This window comes from Siculibacillus lacustris (assembly GCF_004328075.1).
GTDB classification, from domain to species: domain Bacteria; phylum Pseudomonadota; class Alphaproteobacteria; order Rhizobiales; family Ancalomicrobiaceae; genus Siculibacillus; species Siculibacillus lacustris.
Genome location: NZ_SJFN01000013.1, coordinates 94,810 through 120,665, shown reverse-complemented (window position 1 = coordinate 120,665; position 25,856 = coordinate 94,810). Strand labels below are relative to the sequence as shown.

General features: G+C 65.8%; 18 protein-coding genes, 1 tRNA gene and 1 pseudogene. 5 read left to right on the top strand and 15 right to left on the bottom strand.

The window, feature by feature from the left end; translation table 11 throughout:
• Window positions 1-141 (top strand): ATP-binding protein (locus EYW49_RS10690; RefSeq protein WP_228259569.1); only part of this gene is annotated, 141 nt, incomplete at its 5' end.
• A 244-nt stretch (window positions 142-385) separates the two neighbouring features.
• On the opposite strand, the gene EYW49_RS10685 is transcribed toward EYW49_RS10690, so the two are convergent.
• Window positions 386-2,323 carry a sensor domain-containing diguanylate cyclase gene (locus EYW49_RS10685; protein WP_131309402.1) on the bottom strand — a complete coding sequence of 646 codons (1,938 nt, stop codon included), beginning with the start codon at window positions 2,321-2,323 and terminating at the stop codon, window positions 386-388.
• A 448-nt stretch (window positions 2,324-2,771) separates the two neighbouring features.
• Between EYW49_RS10685 and EYW49_RS10680 the strand changes: the two genes are divergently transcribed.
• Window positions 2,772-3,236, top strand: a complete 465-nt coding sequence (locus tag EYW49_RS10680) for a PilZ domain-containing protein (protein ID WP_323052992.1) — start codon at window positions 2,772-2,774, stop codon at window positions 3,234-3,236.
• Window positions 3,237-3,504: 268 nt separating this feature from the next.
• Here the strand turns inward: EYW49_RS10680 and EYW49_RS10675 are convergent, their stop codons facing one another.
• The 14 genes and pseudogenes from EYW49_RS10675 to EYW49_RS10610 form a co-directional block, all read right to left on the bottom strand.
• The gene (locus EYW49_RS10675; protein WP_165498207.1) at window positions 3,505-5,469 is read right to left on the bottom strand and encodes a methyl-accepting chemotaxis protein; all 1,965 of its coding nucleotides are present in this window, start codon (window positions 5,467-5,469) and stop codon (window positions 3,505-3,507) included.
• A gap of 160 nt (window positions 5,470-5,629) precedes the next feature.
• Entirely contained in the window at window positions 5,630-6,043 is a 414-nt protein-coding gene (locus EYW49_RS10670) for a site-specific integrase (RefSeq protein WP_131309398.1), read from the bottom strand.
• A 503-nt stretch (window positions 6,044-6,546) separates the two neighbouring features.
• Window positions 6,547-7,266: an IS5 family transposase gene (locus tag EYW49_RS10665; protein ID WP_228259565.1), complete on the bottom strand. Its 720-nt coding sequence runs from the start codon at window positions 7,264-7,266 to the stop codon at window positions 6,547-6,549.
• A gap of 75 nt (window positions 7,267-7,341) precedes the next feature.
• Window positions 7,342-7,680: pseudogene (locus EYW49_RS23425) on the bottom strand (recombinase family protein); the annotation flags it as partial.
• A gap of 1,646 nt (window positions 7,681-9,326) precedes the next feature.
• Window positions 9,327-9,401: transfer RNA gene (locus tag EYW49_RS10655), tRNA-Val, on the bottom strand.
• A 332-nt stretch (window positions 9,402-9,733) separates the two neighbouring features.
• A complete protein-coding gene (locus tag EYW49_RS10650; protein WP_131309394.1) occupies window positions 9,734-10,009 on the bottom strand; it encodes an HU family DNA-binding protein in 276 nt (91 codons plus the stop codon).
• A gap of 362 nt (window positions 10,010-10,371) precedes the next feature.
• Window positions 10,372-12,795 carry an endopeptidase La gene (gene lon, locus EYW49_RS10645; RefSeq protein WP_131309392.1) on the bottom strand — a complete coding sequence of 808 codons (2,424 nt, stop codon included), beginning with the start codon at window positions 12,793-12,795 and terminating at the stop codon, window positions 10,372-10,374.
• Window positions 12,796-13,254: 459 nt separating this feature from the next.
• A complete protein-coding gene (clpX, locus tag EYW49_RS10640; protein ID WP_131309390.1) occupies window positions 13,255-14,514 on the bottom strand; it encodes an ATP-dependent Clp protease ATP-binding subunit ClpX in 1,260 nt (419 codons plus the stop codon).
• A 353-nt stretch (window positions 14,515-14,867) separates the two neighbouring features.
• The gene (locus EYW49_RS10635) at window positions 14,868-15,500 is read right to left on the bottom strand and encodes an ATP-dependent Clp protease proteolytic subunit (RefSeq protein WP_131309388.1); all 633 of its coding nucleotides are present in this window, start codon (window positions 15,498-15,500) and stop codon (window positions 14,868-14,870) included.
• 427 nt (window positions 15,501-15,927) lie between these two features.
• The gene (tig, locus tag EYW49_RS10630) at window positions 15,928-17,271 is read right to left on the bottom strand and encodes a trigger factor (RefSeq protein ID WP_131309386.1); all 1,344 of its coding nucleotides are present in this window, start codon (window positions 17,269-17,271) and stop codon (window positions 15,928-15,930) included.
• 299 nt (window positions 17,272-17,570) lie between these two features.
• Entirely contained in the window at window positions 17,571-18,359 is a 789-nt protein-coding gene (locus tag EYW49_RS10625) for a hypothetical protein (RefSeq protein WP_131309385.1), read from the bottom strand.
• Window positions 18,360-18,466: 107 nt separating this feature from the next.
• Window positions 18,467-19,819: a glycosyltransferase family 39 protein gene (locus EYW49_RS10620; protein WP_165498206.1), complete on the bottom strand. Its 1,353-nt coding sequence runs from the start codon at window positions 19,817-19,819 to the stop codon at window positions 18,467-18,469.
• Between the two features lie 309 nt (window positions 19,820-20,128).
• On the bottom strand, window positions 20,129-21,718 hold the full coding sequence (locus EYW49_RS10615; protein ID WP_131309430.1) for an NAD(P)H-hydrate dehydratase: 1,590 nt from the start codon (window positions 21,716-21,718) through the stop codon (window positions 20,129-20,131).
• 95 nt (window positions 21,719-21,813) lie between these two features.
• Entirely contained in the window at window positions 21,814-22,527 is a 714-nt protein-coding gene (locus EYW49_RS10610; protein WP_228259568.1) for a dienelactone hydrolase family protein, read from the bottom strand.
• A gap of 397 nt (window positions 22,528-22,924) precedes the next feature.
• On the opposite strand from EYW49_RS10610, the gene EYW49_RS10605 reads away from it, so the two are divergent.
• The 3 genes from EYW49_RS10605 (at window position 22,925) to EYW49_RS10595 (ending at window position 25,828) form a co-directional block, all read left to right on the top strand.
• Window positions 22,925-23,263, top strand: coding sequence for a P-II family nitrogen regulator (locus EYW49_RS10605; protein WP_131309379.1), 339 nt, complete (start codon window positions 22,925-22,927; stop codon window positions 23,261-23,263).
• 102 nt (window positions 23,264-23,365) lie between these two features.
• A complete protein-coding gene (gene glnA / locus EYW49_RS10600) occupies window positions 23,366-24,778 on the top strand; it encodes a type I glutamate--ammonia ligase (protein ID WP_131309377.1) in 1,413 nt (470 codons plus the stop codon).
• Window positions 24,779-25,000: 222 nt separating this feature from the next.
• Window positions 25,001-25,828, top strand: coding sequence for an ABC transporter ATP-binding protein (locus EYW49_RS10595; RefSeq protein WP_131309375.1), 828 nt, complete (start codon window positions 25,001-25,003; stop codon window positions 25,826-25,828).
• Window positions 25,829-25,856: the final 28 nt, after the last annotated feature.

Genomic DNA, 25,856 nt, shown 5'->3' with positions numbered 1-25,856 from the left:
GACAATACCGTCGCCGACGCCGTGCTCGACCGCCTCGTCCACAACGCCCACCGCATCGAACTGGCCGGCGACAGCATGCGCAAGCAAAGGGCCTCGCCCCTCTTGACCCCCGCCGAAAACGGCGAAACCTATAACCCCTGACGAAAACGAGGCACCCGAGGACCACCCCGTCAAAACTGTCCGGACTTTAGCGGAAACGCTGTCCGGGAATTAGCGGAATGGCTGTCCGGATTCAGCGAAGCGCGCATACTGTCGACAGATCACCCCGCAGTAGGCCAAATCGACCTGGTGGCATGAACGAGGTCGAGGGCTGGTCGACGCGGCCCGGCAGCCAAAAACGGCATCGTTGATGACCCGCCACAGGAACGAACCCGCTCCACAGGACCTATTTCATCACCTTGCTAGATCTCGGCGCGTCCTCGAACACATCCATCGAATAAAATTCAGGCTCGGCCAAAGCGACTCGATTCCGCCCGGCGTGCTTCGCGCGGAAAAGTGCTGCGTCGGCGGCGGCCACCAAGTTCACTGCTTCGCCCGAGTCCATTGTGAAGGGTAGGGCAGTTGCCACGCCGATACTGACCGAGAGGGTTGCTTTCGCGTGCACCCCCTCCTGTGGAATCGCGAGATCGAAGATGGAACGGCGCAACGATTCCGCGATGCTCTGTGCTCTCGTCGAACCCGTTTCGGGCAACAGCACCACGAATTCTTCACCGCCGTAGCGTGCCGAGAGATCGGTGGAGCGCGCCGGTCGGCTCTTCAAGACATTTGCAACACGCCGCAGGCAGTCGTCGCCTTCCAAATGCCCGTAGTGGTCGTTGAAAACCTTGAAGTGATCAACATCGAGGAAAAGTAGAGAGATCGGGTTGGCGTTACGCTTCGCGCGCAACCATTCCTTGGCTAGTGTCGCATCGAAGAAGCGTCGGTTGGGCAGCATCGTCAGACCATCGGTCGCCGCCAGTTCGGCGAGATGGCGCTCCGCCGCCTGTCGCTCGGTCACGTCGCGAGAAACCGCGACGATGCCCTGGAAGGCGCCCGTGTCCGTCGCTCGAAAGGACTCGAGTGTCGCCTCGATCCATCCCTCGTGGCCGTCCCGGTGAACGAACCGGTGAAGGAGTTTGGTCGTTTCAACCTCCCCGATGACGTGCCGACGAAACTGTTCGGATACCTCCACCCGGTCTGCAGGATGCACCAACTCTGTCGTGGCATCGTGCCCGATCAAGTCGCCGGGCTGCACTCCGAGGATGGCCGCCGCCGCCGCTGAGGCATAAGCGATCCGCCCGTCCGCCGAAATCTGGAGAATCAGGTCGGCGGAGCTCTCGGTCACCAAACGGTAGCGTTCGTTACTCGCTGTGAGTGCCAAGGCAAGGACCTGCTGCTGTCGCGCCTGTCGGAAAAGTGCTAGCCCAACAACACTTACTAGCGAAAGCAACCCCAGGACGATCGCAATGCGCGGCAGGGCCTCCCGCCACCAATCGTCGACTACTTCGGCATAAGAATCCGAGACGAAAACGCCGATCGGAAAGAGCCGCCCAAATCGGACGGCGATGAGCTTCCGGTCGCCGTCCAACGGCGAGACTATGTCGAGAAAACCGAAACCGGTCGCCGCAGCAGCGAGTTTGGCGCGGCCGATCGGAAAGCGAACACCGATACCCGACGCCGGGCGGGGGTATCGCGACAGCAGGACGCCCTCGGTCGTGGCGAGCGTGATCGCCGAGCCGTTATGCGGCGCCAAATTCGCGTATACGCTGGAGAATCTGTCGGCTTCGATACCGGAGACCACGACACCACGAAACCTTCCGGCCCTGTCGGAAATGCGGTACGAGATCTGGACGACGTCGAGATTGCCGGCTTTGGCATGCGTGAGGCCATCGATGCTTGTCGGCAAGCCGATCGAAGAGCGGTGGTGCTGGAAATAGGAGCGTCCCGAATTATCGACTTCGTCTTCATTCGGACGATCGGAAGAGGCCACGAGGCGGCCACGTTCGTCATAGAGGAAGAAACCTCGGAGTTGCGGTAGTTGCGTTGCCTGCCGGCTCAACATGGAGTCGATGTCCGCAGGCCGATCGTCGAAGGAGCCGTCACCGACGAGCCCACCGATGACGTGGAGCGCGCTGTCTGCGCTCTCGAGGCTACCTTCGGCCTGCTCGATCAGCACACGAGCGAGCCCTTCAAGATCCGAACGGGCATTCGAATAGGTCGACGAAAAGCTCCCGTATTCGCGCCAAATTTCCAGGCTGCCGATCAGCCCGCAGACGAGAACCAGAAATCCGACGGATTGCCTTTGCAACCGCGTCGACTTCGTACCTAGCCGTTTCATCAGCATTCGAGATGCCTCTCCCACGCGCGGAGAGTCTCAATGTCTCTGAAAGAAACCCTTAACTGCTTCATCAAAACCCGCGGCTTCGTAGAGAATTGACGGGTCTCATCCAGAAAGTTCCGGCTCTTTGCTTCCGTCAGCCGCACCCACTCCGACACCTGCTCGTCGTGCTCGAGCACGGTGAGTTCCGCCCGGTTCAGGTTTTTAGCGATTTGAGAATCGCCCACCGGCCCGGACACCCGCTATTAATCGGCAACAGCTAAATTATCGCCGTGGCGCCCAGACGGACGCGAGAGTAGTGCGATGCGATTTCGTCGGAAGATCCCAGCCAAGTCCCTGCCGCAGTCCACCGACCGGCGAGACTTGCAGCGCGTGAAGGTCGATCTCGCCGGACGATGCATGCTCGAAGACCGAACCGAGATGATCTGCCGAATCGTGGACATGTCATCGCGCGGTGCAGCGCTGGAGGTTCAATCTGCCCGGACGTATCGGAACTCGGATTGTCGCCTATATCGAGAAGATCGGGCGAATCGAGGGGCGCATAGCTCGTCTGACGGACCACGGGTTTGCCGTGGCACTGGCAACCACCCCCGCGCGACGAGACAAACTGGCCAATCAGCTCACGTGGTTGGCGAACAAGCATATTCTCAAACTCCCGGAGGATCGGCGCCACGAACGCGTTGCGCCGGGAAACCCCTTTGCGAAATTGTTCCTGCCTGACGGCAAATGGCTGCGGGGCAAGATCTTGGATGTATCACCTTCCGGCGCGGCGGTTCAGGTCGAACCAAAGCCCGAGATAGGAACCCCCGTCGTTGTGGGTAAAATGCGAGGCGTCGTCGTCCGACGCTCACCTGACGTCATTGGAATCGAGTTTTCGAGAGTCCATGACGAGACGCTGCTGCACGACTTCTTTTATTGAATTTTTGCCCATTGCAATCTTGATGCATCGCCCCCGTGACCAACCCACCCATCTCCCCGAGGAACTCCGCACCGCCGTGCGGAGGACTGCCAGACATTCGGGCGGCAGCGCGACCGAGAATCAGCGCAACGTTCAACCGCACACGATGCGCCGCCGGCCCCGCCGCCCAATCTTGCGGGAGCAAAGCAGCTCGTCTCCAAGGTTGATAGCCCAATGGAACACAGCAGCCGGCGCTGCCGCCCCGTCCAGAATGCAACAAACGAGTGTTTTACGCCCGCCTGACATCTGCAACGAAACTCTGCACGCTCGCCGCCAGTGATTCCGACTGGCGCGACAGGTCGTCGGAGGCACCGAGCACCAGATTGGCGGCGGCCGAAGTCTCCTCCGAGGCGCGCAGCACGCCGCCGATATTGCTCGACGCCTCGTGCGTCTCCCCGGATACCCGCTTAATGGTCTCGGTGATCTCGCGGGTGATGGCGCCCTGCTCCTCGACCGCGCCGGCGATCGAGGCGCCTATGGCGTTGATCTGGGCAATGATCGACGAAATTCTATCCATCGCACCGACCGCAGTGGTCGTGGCAGCCTGGATTGCGACAATCTCGTCGTTGATTTGGGCGGTGGCCTGCGACGTCTGGGTCGCCAGCATCTTGACCTCGCCGGCGACTACAGCAAAGCCCTTTCCCGCTTCGCCAGCCCGTGCCGCCTCGATCGTGGCGTTCAGGGCGAGCAGGTTGGTCTGTGCCGCGATGGCCCGGATCAGTTCCACCACGTGACCGATGCGCGCAGCATTGGCGGCCAGATCATGGACGATACCCGCCGTGTGGTTGGCCTCGTCCACCGCCTCGCTCGAAATGGCGTGGGATTCGGCCATGCGGCGAGAAATTTCCCCGATCGAGGCCGAAAGTTCCTCGGAGGCGCCGGCGACCGAATGTACTTGGGTGGACGCCGCTTCGGCGGAACTCGCAACCGAACCAGACTGGCGCGATGTCTCCTCTGCCGTGCCGGTCAGCGACGCCGCCGAGGCGCGCAACTCCGTCGCAGCCGAGGACACCGCGTTCACCACTTCCCCGATCCCAATCTCGAAGCCGCGCACCAGTCGCTCCAACTCCTCGGCTCGACGTTGACGGGCGATCTGTTCGGCCGCTTGCGTATTTCGCAATTGCTCGGCCTGCCTCAACGAGGCGCGGAAGTTCACCAGCGTCCGCGCCATCGAGCCAATTTCGTTGCCGTCTACGGTCCCCTCGATGGTTTCGTCGAAGCTGCCGCGTGCCACTGCCGACATCGCGGCCTCAAGGGCGCCGAGCGAACCGCCGACATAGCGCCAGATCACCATCGACAGCGCCAGCGAGCCGACGAGCGGCGCCAGGATCACTGCTATCAATACCACTAAACCCTGCCGCTCGATCGCATCCGCCGCTGCCGAGGTCGTGCGGCTGAGTTCGTCCGCCCGCGTCGTTGCAGCGTCGGCGAGCGGCTCCATCTCGGCATAGCCAGCCGACGCGGCCTGCTGCGCCTGAGCGAGTGCCTCGGCCGCCGCCACCCAGGCTTTGAACCTCGTCGCGTAGGCATCCGTGGCGCCGTTGAGCGCCACCTTATCCATCAGCGGCATATCGCGGCTCTGCACCATCGCCTTCAAATCTTCGACCACCTTGGCATGATCGACGGCGTAGCTCGCCTGCCGACGCAGCATGTAGTCCTTCTCCTGTCGGCGTAGCATCAACTGTTCTGCGGTGAGAGCGACGTCGTTCATCGTGCCGACACGCTTCTCGAAGTCGTCCACCGAATTTCGCATTTCGCCTTCGAGGCCGGAGCTGGGATCGAGTCCCATGGTGCGGCGGATCTCAACCACCCGCCGGAAGGCCGCGAGGTACCGATCATAGGGCGCGGCAAGGCCATCGATCGTCCGCATCAAGGTGTCGTCGCCGAGCTCCTTGGCCTCCTCCGCGAGCTCAGCGATGCGCGCCTTCACCTGCTCGGCCACGGTGGCATGTTGAACGGCATATTTGGCGTCGGACCGCAGCAGGAAATCTTTCTCATGTCGGCGCAGTTGCAACAAATCGCTCCCCAGCCGCGCCGCAGAGAGCGCTGCCGCTTCGCCCAACCGCGACTGCCCCTGAAGTACCGACTGACGGCTATTGGTCCACAATGCACTCGCAAAAATGGCAAGAAAGCCGATCGCTGCAAACAACGCGACAGTCAGGACCTGGTGACCAAGTTTGAAGCGACCGAGCATTTTCTCCACCTTCCGCGTGTTGCGTCTCGATGGATAAAACATCACATAGGTTATTAAGGGTCAATTAATGCCGATCTTCGGGGAAGATTTGCAGTATTTGAAAGAACAAAATGATTTTTTAATAAGTTATTTTCGCAAATTTTGGCACAAAATATTGGAACTAAGGCAGAAGGCAAACATTAATACATTCATCACTCAACGTCATTGATGATTCGCAGCCGGAAGAAATCGCCGCCCGAAATACGAAGGAGCGCGCGTGGCGGAAAATTTGACTACAAGATGGGCGGCTGCCTGCTTGTCGTTCAAGCGGGGCTCTTGGTGTTCCGTCACTCCGCCCGCCGTTCAGAGGCCCAGGATTCGGCTGCGTCAGAATGCTCCGCCGTGCCAGCACGTCGAGCGCAGCGGTTGCCACCGGATACGGCTCGCGCCCGCACCCCTTTTGATAGGGCAGCGCCAAGGTGCCGGCGACGAGGTCGACGTGATCCCATTTGAGTTCGAGGATCTCGGAGAGGCGCGCGCCGATCAAGAGGAGCAGCTGCACCGTCGCGACGGCGGTTAGGTCGACGAACGTCATTCGGTCTGCGCCGCCCGCTTGGCAATCTTCGCGATTGTCGCACGGCTGCATCCGGTTGCTGCCTGGATCGTCGACCACGAAGCGCCGGAGCGCAGCATGGCGGCGCTACCGTCGTTGCGAGCGACGTTCTCGGCGCGGCCGGTGTACTTATGAGACCTGTGCGCAGCCGGGCTATCGCTTTGATTTGACGCTCGGAACGAGACAGTTTCGGAATTGCCGGCGTGGAAGGCGGCCCTGTTTCGGCCTCCGACGCGACAGGGCGGCAGTGCGTGGTCCGCATTTCACACAGCGGCGGCGAGGATGCTCAGGGTTCGTCTCATGTTGTAGGCGATTGCGGTGAGGCGGATTTGCAGAGAAGCCTTCGCCAAGCCCAACCATCAGATCCGCCGAAGCCCGTAGGACCGCTTCCAGGTCCCGAAGATCTTCTCGATCCGGCCTCGGATCCGATGGATCGGCTGGTTCCAGGCATCGAGCCGCGCCAAAGTCTCCTGCTCGTCACGCCCCTACATGTGGGTGGCGACGATGCACGGCGTTCCGCCCGTGGCTCGAACGGCCGCCCGGAAGGTCTCGCCGCGATAGGCGCTGTCGGCGAAGACTTGGCCAGGATCGTCGGGAAGTGCGTCGCCGCCGGCCTTGCGGTCATGGACGTTGGCCGAGGTGACGGCGATCTCCTCGACCAACGTGGTGTCGGCGTCGGCACCGACATGGGCTTTGAAGCCGTGGACCGCAGGCTCGCGCTTGTGTTTGACCCAACGGGCTTCCTCGTCGCCTTTGCTGGCGGAAGCAATGATGGTGGTGTCGACGAGCGTGCCGGTCTTCACCCGGATTGTCTTGGCCGTCAACTGGACCGTCACGTCGCCGAACAACACCTGATCGAGCCCTCGAGTGGTCAATGCCCTGCGGAACCGAACGAAGGCGGTGCGCTCAGGCGTCGGCTCGGCACCCGAGAAGCCACAGAACCGGCGGAACGACGTACGATCGTCGAGGGCTTCGGCGAGCTTCACGTCCGACACGTCGTACCAGACCGCGAGGAGCAACGCCTTGAACAAAGCCAGAGGCGGCCACGCCGGTTCCCCCTTCGCCGCGCAGGAAATGCCGACGAGCGCCTGATCGACCGGAGCCCAATAGATCAACTTCGACAGATCATCCAAGGATGAGTGCCGACGCCCGCGTCGTCGAACCCGAAGCTCTCCTGTCCGATTCGCCGCCGCGACATGACACACCTCACTCCATTGCCTTAATTGAGTGAATCACGTCAAAATCCTGTCGTCGAGAGTTACCCGCGCACAGGTATCATTACCCGCCGCGTTGGCCTTCGCCTGTCCTTGAGCCTGCCGGCGGCGGCGGTCCTCGTAGTCCTTCCGCGCCACGGCGGCGAGCACGTCGAGCATCATCGAATTGACGGCGCCGAACATGCGGGCGGTGAAGTCGTCGGCCGGTGCGGTGAGCATCCACGACGTGGGGAGGTCGAGGGCGACGACGCAGATCTGTCGGGCGTCGAGTTCGGAGCGCAACCGCTGCCAATCGGAGGAGGTGAGGCGCGAGAGCCGATCGACCTGTTCGATCAGCAGCACGTCGCCGGGACAACTATCGGCGATCAGCCGGAGTTGTTCCGGCTGAATGAGGTGAGACGAGCTGCGCAGCCCCGACTCCACGGCCGGGTGGGGCGTAGGGATTTTCGAGGGAACACTCGGGCGATGCGGGAGCCATCCCGCTCGTGTCCACAGAGCCGGAAAATCCCTTCGATTGAACTGACAATGAGTCCATCTGTCGCACTCGTCAAGACGGGTTTGTGGACGCGGGGTCATCCGGGGTCGGCGAATGGAGATGGCGCCCTCGGATGACCGTTCATCCCATCAATGTCCCCCGCCCGAGCGCCGTCCAGAGCCGTGCGCGACGCCGCCGAGCGCGATCCTGTGACGGCGGCCCCGAGGTTCGGCGAGCCGAGGTTCATTTGCTTTGTCCCGTTGGCGAGATTTTGGAGGACCGGGAACCAAGGGAGCGGTCGCTTGGTCCACGACCACCAGAAGGGTTTCGGTGCCGAGATGGGCTCCCCGGCCTCGTCGACAATCGGGTCGCCACGAAGTTCGCCGAGGCCCGGCGCTTTCTTCTCATCGATGAACTCGTGAAAAATTCAATCGTGAAGATGGCGTCCGGTTACTGAACAGTGCACCGCCAGCCGCTCTGACGTCGGATCCAGTCAATAGGCGTCGTCGTCTTCGCAAAGGACTGCGAGTAAGTCGCGCGATGTCTCGATGCCAAGCATGAAACCTTCCGATGGATACAGGTTCCTATGTCCTCGGCCTTTGAGCATACATCCGAAACCAATAATTGGTCGACTACCGCACCACTCTCCCGCGCCCTCTCTTCGCCTCTAATGCCGCACCGCCCCACGCTGACCACGATCAGTTGGAAACAGCCGTTGCGTGATCGGAAGCGGGCGCGCCACCGGCGATCCGGCGGATGTGTGCTCCCATCCCCACGCGACAACCATGGCGGCCCACCTTCGGGTCCTTCCCCACCCCGGGTGGCCTGCGAGTGCGGACGCAGCCCGAGGTTTCTCCAGTGTCGCTCCGGCGAAACCTATACACGCTTCCCAACCAGTGTAAGCGCAGTACACGCGTTATTCTCCTGCTGGTTGCATTAACTCGGGTTGGCTCGATTACGCACCGCGGCGGCGGACTTGCCCCCCGCTGCCGCATCGCTCAGCGCCACCCCGACGCGAGCCCGCGCCGCGCCCTCGTGAAACGGAATTTTCAAAAAAATTTGCGAGACCGGCGCCGGTGTTGGTGTGCGCCCGCGGCGTTGTGCGGTGAAACCACCCTTTCTCGGCGACTATTTGGACGGTGTTGGACAGCACTTGGACAGCGCGGCTCCGCCGTAAGTTGTTGAATTCATGAGGTTTGGACGGCGTGGACAGGGTGGACAGCGGATATTAGAGAATATTATAAAAATTAAGGAAGTCGAAAGCGTAGGGAAATCAGTGAGTTACACCCCCCCTACAGGTGCGGCGAATATGCCGAAAAGGGGTCAGGGTTTTGAACCAAAGCCGGAGGCCTCCGAATATTAGAACAGGGGGTTAGAATTTCAGGGGCCAGAGGGAATTTCCGGGCATTTTCCTGGTGCCCAAAACGGGGTCTCTGAAAATGTCAGTGACCAAAGACGGGGCTTCCAAACGGTGCCATTCCGCCTGGGTTGGTTACCATCTGCTTCCAAATCGCCAGAGCCCCGAAAGACGTGTAAGCCGGCGAAATAAAAAGCGATTTCAAAACAACTAGATAGATGGTGGGCGGTGAGGGGATCGAACCCCCGACCAACGGCGTGTAAAACCGTCGCTCTACCGCTGAGCTAACCGCCCGGGGACGCCGCGGGCGAGCGGCGCCGGTCGATCGCGACGGCGATGCCGCGCCGCGATCCCTGCCGTCGAAGGCCGAAAGGCGCGCGCGAAAACTTCGCGCGTCGCCTGCGACCCTGTCCGATCGGCGCCGGTGCGCGGTGAACGAGCGCCCCGCGCGACCGGAAGTTCGAAAGCGACCGGCGATCCACGAGGGATCGCGATCGTCGGTGCGACCGCGCGGCCGAACGCGGCGGCGCGATCTCGTCACGACCCTCCCCGCCGCCGCAGGCCGGCGCGCGAGGGGAACGGCGGGCGATCGGGCCCGTGGGCGGCCGATCACACCGCACGATGGATCAGCCGTTGACGGCGTCCTTGAGGGCCTTGCCGGCGCGGAACTTGGCGGCCTTTTGGGCGGGGATGGCGATGGTCTCGCCGGTACGCGGGTTGCGGCCTTCCGAGGCGGCGCGGGTCGACACGACGAAGTTGCCGAAGCCGGCGATCTTGACGTCGTCGCCCTTGGCGAGGGCCGCGGTGATCGCGTCGAAGGCGGCGTCCACGGCTTCACCGGCGGCAACCTTGGTCTGGCCGGTCTTGGAGGCCACTTCGGCGATCAGGTCGTTCTTGTTCATCGTCGTCTTCCCTCGTTCTTGATCTCGGCACGGCGGCGCATCGCGGCCGCGGAACCATCGGCGGAACAGTCTGTCTCAGACCCGCCCGGGGACGATCGGCGTCCTGACCGCGGCGAAACGACCCGACGGAATGTCGTATCGCAGCCCGCAGCGAACGCCCGCCGACCGGACGGACTTGCGCCAAAAGCCCCGAAAAGCGGCGCGCCGCAAGGGTTTTCTCGACGTCTCCCGTGGATTTTCGACCGGAATCGGCAATTTTCACCGAAGACGTTTCCGAACTGTCGCCTTCAACCCACGAAAAACCCCCGCGTGTGGCCGACACGCGGGGGTCTCGAGGGACGAACGGGCAGCGATTCGGCCGGTCAGTGCGCGGTCGGCAAGGCCGCGTCGTCGTCGGGAGTGGCGGCCGCGGTGGTCGCCGGCTCCTCCCATTCGATGCGTTCGGGCATCCGGGTCAGGGCATGGGCGAGCACCTCGTCCATCCGACTGACCGGAATGATCTCCATCCCGGACTTCACGTTCTCCGGGATCTCGGCGAGATCCTTGGCGTTCTCCTGCGGGATCAGCACCTTCTTGATGCCGCCGCGCAGCGCCGCCAGGAGCTTCTCCTTGAGCCCGCCGATCGGCAGGACGCGACCGCGCAGGGTGACTTCGCCGGTCATGGCGACGTCGTGGTGCACGGGGATGCCGGTCAACACCGAGACGATGGTGGTGGCCATGGCGATGCCGGCCGACGGCCCGTCCTTGGGCGTGGCGCCTTCGGGAACATGGACGTGGACGTCGCGCTTCTCGAACAGCGGCGGCTCGATGCCGAAGTCCAGGGCCCGCGAGCGGACATAGGACGCCGCCGCCGAGATCGACTCCTTCATCACGTCGCGCAGGTTGCCGGTGACGGTCATGCGGCCCTTGCCGGGCATCATCACCGCCTCGATGGTCAGCAACTCGCCGCCCACCTCGGTCCAGGCGAGACCGGTGACCACCGCCACCTGATCCTCGAGCTCGACCTCGCCGTGCCGGAAGCGCGGAACGCCGAGATAGGCCTCGAGCTGCGCCGGATCGACGACGATCTTGTCGGCCTTCTTCAGCACCAGGTCCTTGGTCGCCTTACGGGCGAGAGTCGCGAGCTCGCGCTCGAGATTCCGCACGCCGGCTTCCCGGGTGTAGGTGCTGATCGCCATCCGCAGGGCCGAATCGTCGATCGAGAACTCCTTCGCCTTCAGCCCGTGATCCTTCATGATCTTGGGGATCAGGTGCTTGTGGGCGATCTCGAGCTTCTCGTCCTCGGTGTAGCCGGCGATGCGGATGATCTCCATCCGATCCATCAGCGGCGCCGGGATGTTCAGCGTGTTGGCGGTGGTCACGAACATCACGTCCGAGAGGTCGTATTCGACCTCCAGGTAGTGGTCCATGAAGGTCGAGTTCTGTTCGGGATCGAGCACCTCGAGCAGGGCCGACGAGGGATCGCCGCGGAAGTCCATACCCATCTTGTCGATCTCGTCGAGCAGGAACAGCGGATTGGACTTCTTGGCCTTGCGCATCGACTGGACGACCTTGCCGGGCATCGAGCCGATGTAGGTGCGGCGATGACCGCGGATCTCCGATTCGTCGCGCACGCCGCCGAGCGACACGCGCACGAACTCACGGCCGGTCGCCTTGGCGATCGACTTGCCGAGCGAGGTCTTGCCGACGCCCGGAGGGCCGACCAGGCACAGGATCGGGCCCTTCAGCTTGTTGCCGCGGCTCTGCACGGCGAGATATTCGACGATCCGCTCCTTGACCTTGTCGAGGCCGTAGTGGTCGTCGTCGAGGATCTCCTGGGCGAAGTTCAGGTCCTGCTTCAGCTTCGACTTCTTCTGCCAGGGGATGCCGAGCAGCCAGTCGAGGTAGTTGCGCACGACGGTGGCTTCCGCCGACATCGGGCTCATCTGGCGCAGCTTCTTGAGCTCGCCGGTGGCCTTTTCCCGGGCCTCCTTGGAGAGCTTGGTCTTGACGATCCGCTCCTCGAGCTCGGCCAGTTCGTCGCGGCCGTCCTCGTTGTCGCCGAGCTCCTTCTGGATCGCCTTGATCTGCTCGTTCAGATAGTACTCGCGTTGGGTCTTCTCCATCTGGCGCTTGACGCGCGAGCGGATGCGCTTTTCGACCTGGAGCACCGAGATCTCGCTCTCCATGTGGCCGAGCACCTTCTCGAGGCGGCTCGACACCGAGAGGATGCCGAGCAGCTCCTGCTTCTCCGGGATCTTGACCGCGAGATGCGAGGCGACGGTGTCGGCGAGCTTGGAATGGTCGGTGATCTGGGTGACCGTGCCCAGGACCTCCGGCGAGACCTTCTTGTTGAGCTTGACGTAGTTCTCGAACTCGGTGACCACCGAGCGGGCGAGCGCCTCCATCTCGACGGGGCTGGCGACCACTTCGTCGACGACGCGGACTTCCGCCTCGAAGATGTCGGAGCGTTCGACGAAGCGCACGATCTCGGCCCGGCTGGCGCCCTCGACCAGCACCTTGACGGTGCCGTCGGGCAGCTTGAGAAGCTGCAGGACGCTGGCCAGCGTACCGATCTCATAGATCGCATCGCTGGTCGGATCGTCGTCGGAGGCGTTCTTCTGCGTGGCGAGCAGAATCTGCTTGTCGGCCTTCATCACCTGCTCGAGGGCGCGGATCGACTTCTCGCGGCCCACGAACAGCGGCACGATCATGTGCGGAAAGACGACGATGTCGCGCAGCGGCAGCACGGCATAGATGTCGGTGCCGGGGGTGCCGGCGGCGGTCGAAGTGTCTTCGGCGGTCATGTTCCCGTCCTTTCTGGCCACGCCTCCGACCATCGGGCACCACGTGCCCCGATCTCGGCGGCGGACCGGCGACCGACGTCCCGCGGACCGCAGCGTGGCGAGCGGCCCCGAGCCGTCCCACGCGCCGTCCGTTCGGCAGACCACCCCTCCCCCGTCCCCTCCTGGGGCCCGACGATGAGATCCCCTGCGAAGGTCCCGTTCTCCCATTAGGTGGCTACCGGGTCCGGCCGTGTCAAGGAAAACACCGGTCTGTGATCGCCGCACTGCGAAAAGGATGAATTTCCTCGTAGCGTCAGGGACTTCTCGGCGACGTGGCGTAACCTGGGTGGAATACGGGTGGCGATGGCGGCGGGAGTCGGGGGCGCCGGCGCGGTGGCCGACACGAGTCGGGTCCTCGACACGACGACGCCCGACCGAGGGTTCGGCCGGGCGTCGCAGAGACGATCGCGGGGAAGCGGATCAGGCGGAGGTCGCCGTCGCCTCGTCCTCGTAGGTGTAGAGCGGCCGGGCGTTGCCGGTGACCACTTCGGGGGAGATGACGATCTCCTTGACGCCCTTGAGGCCCGGCAGCTCGAACATGGTCTCGAGCAGGATCGCCTCGAGGATCGAGCGCAGGCCACGGGCGCCGGTCTTGCGCTCGATCGCCCGCTTGGCGATGGCCTTCAGCGCGTCCTCGTGGAACACCAGCTCGACGCCCTCCATCTCGAACAGGCGCTGGTACTGACGCGCCAGTGCGTTCTTCGGGGCGGTCAGGATCTCGACCAGGGCGTCGACGTCGAGGTCGCCCAGCGTCGCGATGATCGGCAGACGGCCGATGAACTCGGGGATCAGGCCGAACTTGACCAGATCCTCGGGCTCGACCTCGGCGAACAGCGCGCCGGTGCGGCGGTCTTCGGGGGCCTGGACCTTGGCCTTGAAGCCGATCGAGGTGCCGCGACCGCGGTCGGAGATGATCCGCTCGAGGCCGGCGAAGGCGCCGCCGACGATGAACAGGATGTTGGTGGTGTCGACCTGCAGGAACTCCTGCTGGGGATGCTTGCGGCCGCCCTGGGGAGGCACCGAGGCGACGGTGCCTTCCATGATCTTCAGCAGGGCCTGCTGCACGCCCTCGCCCGAGACGTCACGGGTGATCGACGGGTTGTCGGACTTGCGGGAGATCTTGTCGACCTCGTCGATGTAGACGATGCCGCGCTGGGCCCGTTCGACGTTGTAGTCGGCCGACTGGAGCAGCTTCAGGATGATGTTCTCGACGTCCTCGCCGACGTAACCGGCTTCGGTCAGCGTCGTGGCGTCCGACATGGTGAAGGGCACGTCGAGGATCCGGGCGAGCGTCTGGGCGAGCAGCGTCTTGCCCGAACCGGTCGGACCGATCAGCAGGACATTCGACTTCGACAGCTCGACGTCGTTGTTCTTCGAGGCGTGGTTCAGCCGCTTGTAGTGATTGTGGACGGCGACCGACAGCACCTTCTTGGCGTGTTCCTGGCCGATGACGTAGTCGTCGAGGACCTTGCGGATCTCGCGCGGCGTCGGAATGCCGTCCCGCGACTTCACCAGCGAGGACTTGTTCTCCTCACGGATGATGTCCATGCACAGTTCGACGCATTCATCGCAGATGAACACCGTCGGACCCGCGATGAGTTTCCTGACTTCGTGTTGCGACTTGCCGCAGAACGAGCAGTAGAGGGTGTTCTTGGTGTCGCTTCCCGTGACTTTGCTCATCGCCAACCTCGTAACCGCGCAGATCTTCCGACCGGATGCCGCCAGCGGACCGATCCGCCGCGGGTCTCCTCGCCTCGCCACCGCCGCACGGACGGTGCGAGGGGAAACTCCCTCGACCATCACCATGGTAGGGAGCCAATGCTCGAGGTCACGTTAATGACCCCGAGCCCCCTCACCGGTGTCCGGGAGAGGACTTTCGAGGGCGCTCGATCGCGTCTCGCGCGCTTTCCTACCCGAGACCGTCGATTCGTCGCCGAACCGACACTTCCGCCTCGGAGCCATCACATCGAACCGTTCGATGCGATCTTCATGCCAATGGAGCCGGCGGCGCACCGTCGGCCCGTCGCCGTCGCTCAGCCGTTGACCGCTTCGAGGGCGGCGCGGGTGGTGATGACCGCATCGACCAGCCCGAAGTCCTTGGCGCCGGCCGCCGTCATGAAGTTGTCGCGGTCGAGCGCCTCGACGATGGCGTCCATCGTCTGACCGGTGTGCTCGACGTAGATCTCGTTCAGGCGATGCTTCAGGGACAGGATCTCCTGGGCCCGAATGGCGATGTCGGCGGCGTTGCCGCGGAAGCCGGCCGAGGGCTGATGCACCATGACCCGCGAATTGGGCAGGCAGTAGCGCGCACCCTTGGCGCCGGCGGCCAGCAGCAGCGAGCCCATCGACGCGGCCTGACCGACGCAGAGCGTGGAGACCGCCGGCTTGATGAACTGCATGGTGTCGTAGATCGCAAGACCCGCCGTAACGGAACCTCCCGGAGAGTTGATGTACATCGCGATCTCCTTGTTCGGGTTCTCGGCTTCGAGGAACAGGAGCTGCGCGCACACCAGGGTCGCCATGTAGTCTTCGACCGGGCCGGTGATGAAGATGATCCGCTCCTTGAGGAGGCGGGAATAGATGTCGTAGGCGCGCTCGCCGCGGTTGGTGGTCTCCACCACCATCGGAACCAGCGTGCTCATCAAGGTGTCGAGGGGATCGTGCATCGGCTCACCTGGCCTTTCGGAAACTTGCGGGTCCCCTCGTGCCGACCCTCGGGGTCGACGGACGGGGGCGACGGATTGCGAGGGTCGCCGGACGGGAGCCCGGATGCGAGCCGGGCGCGGGCATGAACGACGCCGGGAGCGTCGGCCCCCCTTTTCCCGATACATATTGCATGGGGGACGAATTCGAAAGGGGTGGCGACGCGCCGTCCCGGTTGCCCGGATTCATCGTCAACGCCCCTCCCGAAGAGCGACAGTTGGGTGCGAAAGCGCCGCGGTTCAAGGGGTTGGCGCGAGATCCGGCGCACCGTCGCCGCGTTGCCGGGGCGCGCGCCCGCTCCCGCGCAACGACGAAGCCCGCCACGAGGGCGGGCTTCGGGAGAGAATCGCCGTTCGTCGCGCCGGGCGGAGGCCGTCGGCGCGGCGTCGCTCACGCCTCGTCGGGGTCGGCGAGGAGCTCGTCCTTGGTCACCGGCTTGTCGGTGACCTTGGCCTCGGCGAGGATCAGATCGACCACCTTCTCCTCGAAGATCGGGGCGCGCAGGGTCGCGAGCGCCATGTCGTTGGAGCGGTAGTAGTCGAACACCTGCTTCTCCTGGCCGGGGAACTGGCGAGCGCGTTCGATCAGAGCACGCGACACTTCCTCGTCGGTGATCTTGACCTCGCGCTTCTCGCCGATCTCGGAGAGGACGAGCCCGAGGCGGACGCGGCGCTCGGCGATCTTGCGATAGTCGGCGCGGGCGGCCTCTTCGGTGGTGCCCTCGTCGGCAAAGGTCTTGCCGGCGCCGGTCATCTCCTGCTGGGCCTGATTCCAGATGTTGTCGAACTCGCCGTCGACCAGCTTGGAGGGCAGATCGAAGCGATACTGCTCGTCGAGCTTGTCGAGGAGGGCGCGCTTGATCTTGGTGCGGGTGGCGGCGGCATACTGCGAGCCGATCTGCTCCTTGACCACTTCGCGCAGGCGGGCGAGCGATTCGAGACCGAGCTTGGTCGCCCATTCGTCGTCGACGACCAGTTCGCCGGGCGCCGAAATCGCCTTCACCTTGACGGCGAAGGCGGCTTCCTTTCCGGCGAGGTGGGCCGCGCCGTAATCGGCCGGGAAGGTCACGGTGACGGTGACCTCGTCGCCGACCGACACGCCGATCAGCTGATCTTCGAAGCCGGGGATGAAGGTCGACGAGCCGAGCACCAGATCGGCGTCTTCGGCCGAGCCGTTCTCGAACGGCACGCCGTCGATCGAGCCGACGAAGTCGATCTTGACGCGGTCGCCGGTGGCGGCGGCGCCTTCGGTCTTGTCGACGAAGGGACGGTTGCTCTCGGCGATCTGGGCGACGCGGGCGTCGACCTCGTCTTCGCCGACTTCGACCACCGGACGCTCCAGCTCGACGCCGGTCCAATCCTGGATCTCGAAGGTCGGCAGCAGCTCGTAGCTCGCCGTGAACACCAGATCGGCTTCACCGGCGACCACCTTCTCGGCGGCGACGCCTTCGGCGAGATCGATGTCGGGGTTGAGCGCCGGGCGCTCGTCGCGGGTCTCGAGGGCGACGCGGATCGATTCGCCGATCACCGTGTCGACGATCTTGGCCATCTCCTGCGGACCGACCAGGCGCTTGAGGTGCGCGGTCGGCACCTTGCCGGGGCGGAAGCCGTTGATGCGAACGGTGTCCTTGAGTTCGGCCAGGCGCTTGTCGAGCCGGCCGGCGAGATCGGCGGCGGGAACCGTGATGGAGAGTTCGCGCTTCAGGCCTTCGGAAAGGGTCTCGGTCACCTGCATGGGGTCGACGTCCTGGGTCAGAGATGGATCGCGGGAGGGGCCGGGAGACGGGGTCGCGCGCACGCGCTCACGGGGATGGAGATCCGGACCCGCCGTGGTGCGGCTTCATAAGCGCGTCATGGGGGGAAGGACAAGAGGAAAAGCGGAAACGGGGCGGATTCTCCCCTCCCCGCGACGGCGAAGGGGCCGGTCGCCGGGGATTTTCCGGGCGAGCCGGCGCCACGGGTGCGGCGACGGAGCGCGGTCGCGGCGGCGTCCGCCGGGCCTCTCGCCGCGACCGCGCGGTGGGACCGATCCGATCACGGCGTCTTCGACGTGAGCTTGGGTTCGATGGTGCCCGGATTGCTGGCGGCCGCCTGGTCGGTGGTCTTCGGCTTGGCGGTGCCCTTGTCGGCGGGCGTCGAGGCGGTCGGCGTGCCGTCCGGATTGACGGTCTCGACGTTGGCGCTCGCCAGGAATTCCGACATCTTGGCTTCGATGGTCTGGGGGAAACACAGCGAATAGTAGTTCTGCACCGCGCGATAGGCGGTGGCGCCGGAATCGATCTCGGCCTTCCGCTTCAGGGTTTCGTTGCGGTAGGAATTCTGCAGCCGCGTCACGGTGCGGAACACCACGCTCGGATCCATGTTGGTGAACAGGTAGCTGCTCAGGAGGTCGTCGGTCACCGTCGCGCCCATGCCGAAGGCCGCCGCGATCGTGGTTGTCGCCGCGGCCGGGACGGTGGTCGCGCTGAGCAGGCCCGGCAGGCCGCCGCCGACATGGGTGAGCAGGCCGTGATCGCGCTCGCGCATGCGGGCCAGCCGGAAGTTCAACCGCAGATATTCGCCGCAATCCTCGTCGGCGTAATTGAAGCCGAGCAGCGTGGCGTCGTACCAGCGATTGCGCAGCGCAGTCTTCGAGCCGTAGGTTTCCGCCTCCAGGTAGAGGCGGTTCATGACGTTCTTCTGCCGGGCGAGCCGGGCGTCGATGTCGGTGTCGGACAACACCGGCCCCGGACCGTAGCGATGATCCCAATCCGGAACGAGCGAACAGGCGGACAGGCCGAGGGCCAGGACGGCCGCAGCGGCGGCGGATGTGAGACGCGACATGAGATCCCCCCTTCGATGAGGGAATCAGGATCGCTTCGTCTCCTTCAGATTGCAATTAACCATTTCTCAACTCTCGAGAGATTCGACGATCGTGAGTCGCGACCACCTCAGCGCCGCGGCCAGGCGACGCGCGGGTCGATGTCGACGAAGACCAGGCCGCGGGCGGCGACCGCGGCGTCGATGCGTTCGCGGCTCCAGCGGCCGGTGACCTGGAAACTGTGGACGCCGAAGGGGTCGTAGAGAAACGGCTGGCCGGCGCGCACGCAGACCATCATCTGCCAGCAGACGGTGGTCGCCGGCATCGCCCGGACCCGTTCGATCTCGGCGGCCAGCACGGTCTCGCGCCCCGCGATGTCGGCGCGGAAGGTGGACGACAGCGGCAGCGGGAAGGGCCCGGCGGCGAACGACCACGCCTCCTTGGCGAAGATCGCGGCGAAGGCGAGCGCGATCAGCCGACCGGCGCGGCGCGAACCGCCGGCCCGATCGACCAGCCGATCGGAGGCCCAACCGAGGCCGACCGCCGCGGCGAAGACCAGCTCCAGCTGGGCGTTCTTGGAGACGCCCTCGCCGGAGCGTTGCAGCAGGAACACCGGCACCGCCGTCGCCATCAGGATCAGGATCAGCCGTGCGGGACGTTCGCGGCGGGCCGGGATCAGCCCGACCAGCGCCAGGGCGAAGGCCGGCCACGGCGGGGTCTCCAGCGAGGCGAAGGCGCGGGCCCAGGACATGTCGCGCGGCATGGTCATCTGATCGACGAAGGACGGGCCCCAGATCACCCGGCAGAGGATCAGACCGCCGGCGGCGGCGAGAACGGCGAGGACGATCGGCGGGACGGCGCGGCGCCCGCGCGTCGTGGCCATCCAGATCACCGCGGTCACCGGCAGGGTGACGACGTTGTGCTTGAAGAATCCGGCGACGACCATCACCGCCAGGCCGGCCGAGCCGGTACGCCCGCGCGCATCGGCCCTGACGAACAGCGCGAAGCCGACCGCCATGATCGCCACGGTGAGCACGCTCGGGTCGTTCATGCCGACGTAGGTGGAAAAGCCGGCGAGCAGCGCGGTGCACCACCACAGTGCGGCGAGCGCCGCGGCCGGCCGGCTGCCGCCGAGGTCGCGCACCACCGAGAAAGCGGCGGCGGCGACCACCGGCACGGCGAGGAGCGACAGGATCCGCCCGACCAACACCGGGTCGGCGCCGAGCCGCGCGAGGCTGCCGATCAGCACGAAGGACAGCGGCGGATAGTTCTGGATGATCAGATCGGCGGGATCGGGATAGAGCGTCAGGCCGTGGGCCCAGCGCAGGGCGTGCCAGGCGTTCCACGGTTCGTTGTAGCCGACCTCGATCGGGATCGGGATCCGCCACAGGTAATAGACCGTGCAGGCGAGGCACAGGATGGCGCAGCCGACCAGCAGGACGGGGCGCGGCGACACGGCCGAGGCGAGACGCGCGACGATCAAGGCGGGACCTCCGGTCGGTCGACGGGGGCGGGACGGCGCAGGTGCCGCCGTCGCGTCGCGCCGTGACATGCCCCAACCGCGCGGAGGACACAAGAACGCGAAGGGCGGAGGCGGGCGGAACGCCCGAGCGGAGGGGCACATCGGCAGGGCGGACGGGCGCAGGGGGCCGGATGAGGCGGCGACGCCCTTTTTCCCCGCCTCCGCCGCGGCGCCTTCCCTTCTCCCGCGAGGGGAGAAGGAACGGGGGCGCCACTCAGGCGCCTCGCGTCGCGCGGGCCGCACCCAATCGCCCGCGGATCCCGCGGGCGGTCAGTCGCTGCCGCCGAGTTCGATCTCGTCGTCGGCCTCGGCCTCCGCCGCGCCCGGTTCGTCGGCTTCCGCCCAGGCGCGGTGCCGCTCCGCCTCGTAGAGCTCGGCGAGCACCGCCGGCAGGCGATCGGCGAGATCCTCGGCGATCAACCCGGGGCCGGCGCGGCGGCCGGTCTCGCCGTGCATCCACACCGCGGCGGCGGCGGCCTCGAAGGCCGGCAGGCGGCGGGCGAGCAGGCCGCCGAGGATGCCGGCCAGCACGTCGCCGGACCCGGCGGTGGCGAGATCGGCGGGGCCGTTGTCGGCGATCGCCACGCGCCCGTCGGGGGCGGCGATCACCGTGTCGGCGCCCTTCAGCACCACGATCGCCCCGGAGCGGACGGCGGCGGCGGCGGCGCGGGCGGTCTTGGCGAGCGGCGCGCCGGGCGCTTCGGCGGCGAGATCGGGGAAGACCCGGGCGAATTCGCCCTCGTGGGGGGTGAAGATCACCGGTGCGGGGCGGGCGCGGATCGCCGCGAAGGTCGCGGCCGGATCGGCGGCGATCGCCGTCAGGGCGTCGGCGTCGAGCACCAGGGCGGGCGAGGCGGCGAGCGCGGTGGCGACCAGGGCGGCGGTCTCGGCGCCGAGGCCGACGCCGGGGCCGAGCACCAAGGCGTTGCGGCGCGGGTCGGCGAGGATTTCACCCAAGCCTTGGGCGCCGGCCATCGGCGCCAGCATCACGGCGGTCAGATGCGCGGCATTGACCATCACCGCACTCGGCGGCGAGGCCAGCGTCACCAGCCCGGCGCCGGCGCGCAAGGCCGCGTGGGCGGCGAGCCGGGCGGCGCCGGTGCGGGTCATCGGCCCCGACACCACCACGGCGTGGCCGCGAGTATATTTGTGATCGCCGAGGCCGGGGGCGTGGAGCACCGCTTCCCACAAGGGCGGAGCGTCGACGCAAGTGCCCGGGCGGATCGTCGCCAGGACCGAAGCCGGGATACCGATGTCGGCGACCAGCACCTTGCCGCAGTGGAGGCGGCCGGGCAGCAGCAGGTGGCCGGGCTTGCGGCGGAAGAAGGTGACGGTGAGCTCGGCGCGGATCGCCACGCCCTGGACGCGGCCGGTGGCGCCGTCGATGCCGGAGGGCAGATCGACCGCGACGACCGGACGGCGGGCGGCGGTGACCGCCTCGATCAGCGCCGCGGCGGCGCCGTCGAGGGGGCGCGACAATCCCGCCCCGAACAGCGCGTCGACCACCACCCGGCAGTCGCCGAGCGCCCGGCGCACCGAGGCGATTTCGGCCGGTTCGATGTCGCCGAGCCAGGCCTTGGCGGCGCGGGCGGCGTCGCCGATCAGCGCGGCGCGGGTCCCGAACAGCACCAGCCGCACCACGAAGCCGCGGTCGCGCAGGATGCGGGCCGCGACGAAGCCGTCGCCGCCGTTGTTGCCGGGACCGCACAGCACCAGGACGCGGGTGCCGACCGGGTGGCGGTGCGAGACCGCATCGGCGACGGCGCGACCGGCCGCCTCCATCAGCACGTGACCGGGGGTGCCGGCGGCGATGGTGCGGCGGTCGGCCTCGGCCATCTCGGTGGGCGTGAGCAGTTCGATCACGGTGGTGTCCTTCGCGACGGATCGGATTTGGCCGACACCTTACATCCGCGACGGCTCGCGCGCGCCCTCGGACGACCCCGCCCCTCCCCGCCTCACTTCAGATGCGCGGCGAACCAGTCGGGAACGCGGCGAATCGCATCGGCGCGCGCCGCCGGATCGGTGCCGACATGGGCGACGCCGGTGCCGCCGGCGGTGTAGGCGAGGCCGCGGCGCTCGCGCACGGGGGCGGACGGATTGTCGAAGTCGTGGAAGGCGCCGGGGTAGCCGACCAGGGTGAGGCGGTCGGGATGGGCGGCGGCGAGGGTCCGGCAGGGTTCGATCGGCGTCCAGTCGTCGGCCTCGCCGATCAGGATCAGCAGATCGACCCGCGAGGTCCAGGCCGGGTTCGCCGCCATCGGCCGGCAGCCGGGATAGAAGGCGACCGCGGCGCGGAAATCGCCGGTCGCCGGGCGATTCTTGGTCCGCACCGCGTTCAGCACGGTCGAGCCGCCGTTCGACCAGCCCATCAGGGCGATCGCGTCGGGGCGCACGAAGGCTTGCGCGGCGAGCCAGTCGAAGGCGCGGCGGGTGTCGGCGACCCGTTCCTTCCAGGTCCGCGCGGTGCGCTCGACGGTGCTGCACTGCGAGCCCAGCCCCCGCGAGCCGAAGCTGTCGGGGAACAGCACCACCCAGCCGGCGTCGGTGAAGCGCCGGGCCCAGTCGGTCTCGCGCCGGCCGAGGTCGCCCTTGGCCGTCCACAGGCCGCCGCAGCCGTGCAGGACGACGATCGCCGGCGCGGGGCGATCGGTCGCAGGGCGCCACAGCACGGCGTTCAATTCACCATCGCCGTCCTGCCGCGGCGCGATATGGACGGTCTCGCCTTCGGCGGCGACGGCGGGTGCGACCGCCCCGACGAGCCCCGTGACGAGCAAAATCGCTGCGCCGAGGCGTCGGAGGCGGCCCGTCGTGCTCTCCGAACCCCGTTCCGGAGCACCGGATCGCCGGTTGTGCAGTGCGAATGCCCAGTATTTTTTCATTTGCCCAATCCTTGATCCGAGGCTTAGTGTTCGATCGTCGGGGAGTGCTCGTCGAAAGGCGCCGTTTCCGGACCATCCCTTTGTGGTCGTGGGTCGACCCTACGCGTGGCACGCGCTGTGCTAATGACGGGCGCGGGCCGGTCTCTCGATCCGGTCCCCTCTTGTTTCTTCGGAGTATCGGAAGGCGATGAAGAAGATCGAGGCCATCATCAAGCCCTTCAAGCTCGACGAGGTGAAGGAAGCTCTCCAGGAGGTCGGTCTCCAGGGCATCACCGTCACCGAGGCGAAGGGCTTCGGCCGCCAGAAGGGTCACACCGAACTGTACCGTGGTGCAGAGTACGTGGTGGACTTCCTGCCCAAGGTGAAAGTCGAGATCGTACTGCCGGACGAGACGGTCGAAAAGGCCGTCGAAGCGATCCGCAAGGCCGCCCAGACCGGGCGGATCGGCGACGGCAAGATCTTCGTCTCCAACATCGAAGAAGCGGTGCGCATCCGCACCGGCGAAACGGGCCTCGACGCGATCTGACGATCGTGGCCGGGGGTCCCGACCCTCCTCCCCTCCTTGCCCGCCGACGTCGCGAGTCAGGCACCGGGCACAGAGCACACACCAGCAAAAGGGAACTCTCCCATGACGAAGACTGCGCAGGACGTACTCGCCCTCATCAAGGAGCAGGACGTCAAGTATGTCGACCTCCGCTTCACCGACCCGCGCGGCAAGTGGCAGCACGTCACCTTCGACGTGAGCCTCGTCGACGAGGAGATGTTCGCCGAGGGCACGATGTTCGACGGTTCGTCGATCGCCGGCTGGAAGGCCATCAACGAGTCCGACATGATCCTCGTGCCGGATCCGGAATCGGCCTTCATCGACCCCTTCTTCGCCCAGAACACGCTGGTCATCGTCTGCGACATTCTCGAGCCGTCGACCGGTGAGCGCTATTCGCGCGATCCGCGCGGCATCGCCAAGAAGGCCGAGGCCTTCCTCAAGGCGTCCGGCGTGGGCGACGTCGCCTACTTCGGCCCGGAAGCCGAGTTCTTCATCTTCTCCGACGTGAAGTACTCCGCCGACCCCTACAACACGGGCTTCAAGGTCGACGATCCGGAACTGCCGATCAACACCGCGACCGAGTACGAGGGTGGCAACCAGGGCCATCACGTCCGCACCAAGGGCGGCTACTTCCCGGTCCCGCCGATCGACAGCTACCAGGACATCCGCGGCGAAATGCTGTCGATGATGGCCAAGATGGGCGTCGCCGTCGAGAAGCATCACCACGAGGTCGCCTCGGCCCAGCACGAACTCGGCATCAAGTTCGCGCCGCTGACCAAGGTCGCCGACCATCTGCAGATCTACAAGTACGCGATCCATCAGGTCGCCCAGGCCTACGGCAAGACCGCGACCTTCATGCCGAAGCCGATCTTCGGCGACAACGGCTCGGGCATGCACGTCCATCAGTCGATCTGGAAGGACGGCAAGCCGGTGTTCGCCGGCAACCAGTACGCCGATCTCTCCGAGACCTGCCTGTTCTACATCGGCGGCATCCTGAAGCACGCCAAGGCGCTCAACGCCTTCACCAACCCGTCGACCAACTCCTACAAGCGTCTGGTCCCGGGCTACGAGGCCCCGGTGCTGCTCGCCTACTCCGCCCGTAACCGGTCGGCTTCGGTGCGCATCCCCTACGCCACCTCGCCCAAGGCCAAGCGTCTGGAAGTCCGCTTCCCCGACCCGACCGCCAACCCCTATCTCGCCTTCGCGGCGATGCTGATGGCCGGTCTCGACGGCATCGCCAACAAGACCCATCCGGGTCAGGCGATGGACAAGAACCTGTACGATCTGCCCCCGAAGGAGCTCAAGAAGATCCCGACCGTGTCGGGTTCGCTCCGCGAGGCGCTCGACAGCCTCAAGAAGGACAGCGGCTTCCTCCAGGCCGGCGGCGTGTTCGACGCGGACTTCATCGAGAGCTACATCGAGCTCAAGTACGAAGAGCTGATGCGCTACGAGATGACCCCGCATCCGGTCGAGTACGAGATGTACTACTCCTGCTGATCGGTCCTCGGATCATCGTGCAATCTTCGCGGGGCGCCTTCGGGCGCCCCGTCGTCGTTGGCGAGCGCGGCGTCCGGAAGCGGTTTGCGCGCGCCGCGGGGTCCGCGCAACGGATCTGCGGCAGACGCAGGCAAAACGACGCCGATTTCGGCAGAATCGGCCCCCATGCGGGTCAATCCCACCTTTGACGGTCGTACAACGCCTCTCTAAGGTGACCGACCAATGACGCCCGGCCGCGAGTATTTCGCGGCACGCGGCCTTCGAGGGAAGACGAGCGTGCCGACCGTCCTCAGCCTGAACGACGTCCACAAGAGTTTCGGCGGAATCGAAGTGCTGCGCGGTGTGTCGCTCGAAGCGGGCGACGGCGACGTGGTGGCGATCATCGGGTCGAGCGGCTCCGGCAAGAGCACCATGCTGCGCTGCATCCCGCTGCTGGAGATGCCCGATTCGGGCGAGATCGCGGTCGCCGGCGAGACCATCGCGATGCGCGAGACGCGCCACGGCCGCCGCGCCGCCGACGACGCCCAGGTCCAGCGGGTGCGCGGCCGCCTCGGCTTCGTGTTCCAGAGCTTCAATCTGTGGTCCCACATGACGATCCTCGAGAACGTCATCGAGGCGCCGATCCACGTCCACAAGCGGCAGCGCGCCGAATGCATCGCCGAGGCCGAGGCCCTGCTCGACAAGGTCGGCATCGTCGAGAAGCGCAACGCCTATCCGGCCGAGCTGTCGGGCGGGCAGCAGCAGCGGGCGGCGATCGCCCGGGCGCTGGCCACCCATCCGCGCGCCCTGCTGTTCGACGAGCCGACCTCGGCGCTCGATCCGGAACTGGTCGGCGAGGTGCTGCTGGTGATCCGGGCGCTGGCCGAGGAAGGGCGGACGATGCTGATCGTCACCCACGAGATGAATTTCGCGCGCGACGTCTCCAATCGGGCGGTGTTCCTGCATCAGGGCCGCATCGAGGAAGAGGGGCCGCCCGAGCAGGTGTTCGAGCAACCGGTGTCCGAGCGCTGCCGGCAATTCCTGACCAGCCATCTGGCCCGTCGCGGCTGACCGCCCACGGATCGCCGCGACGATCCAC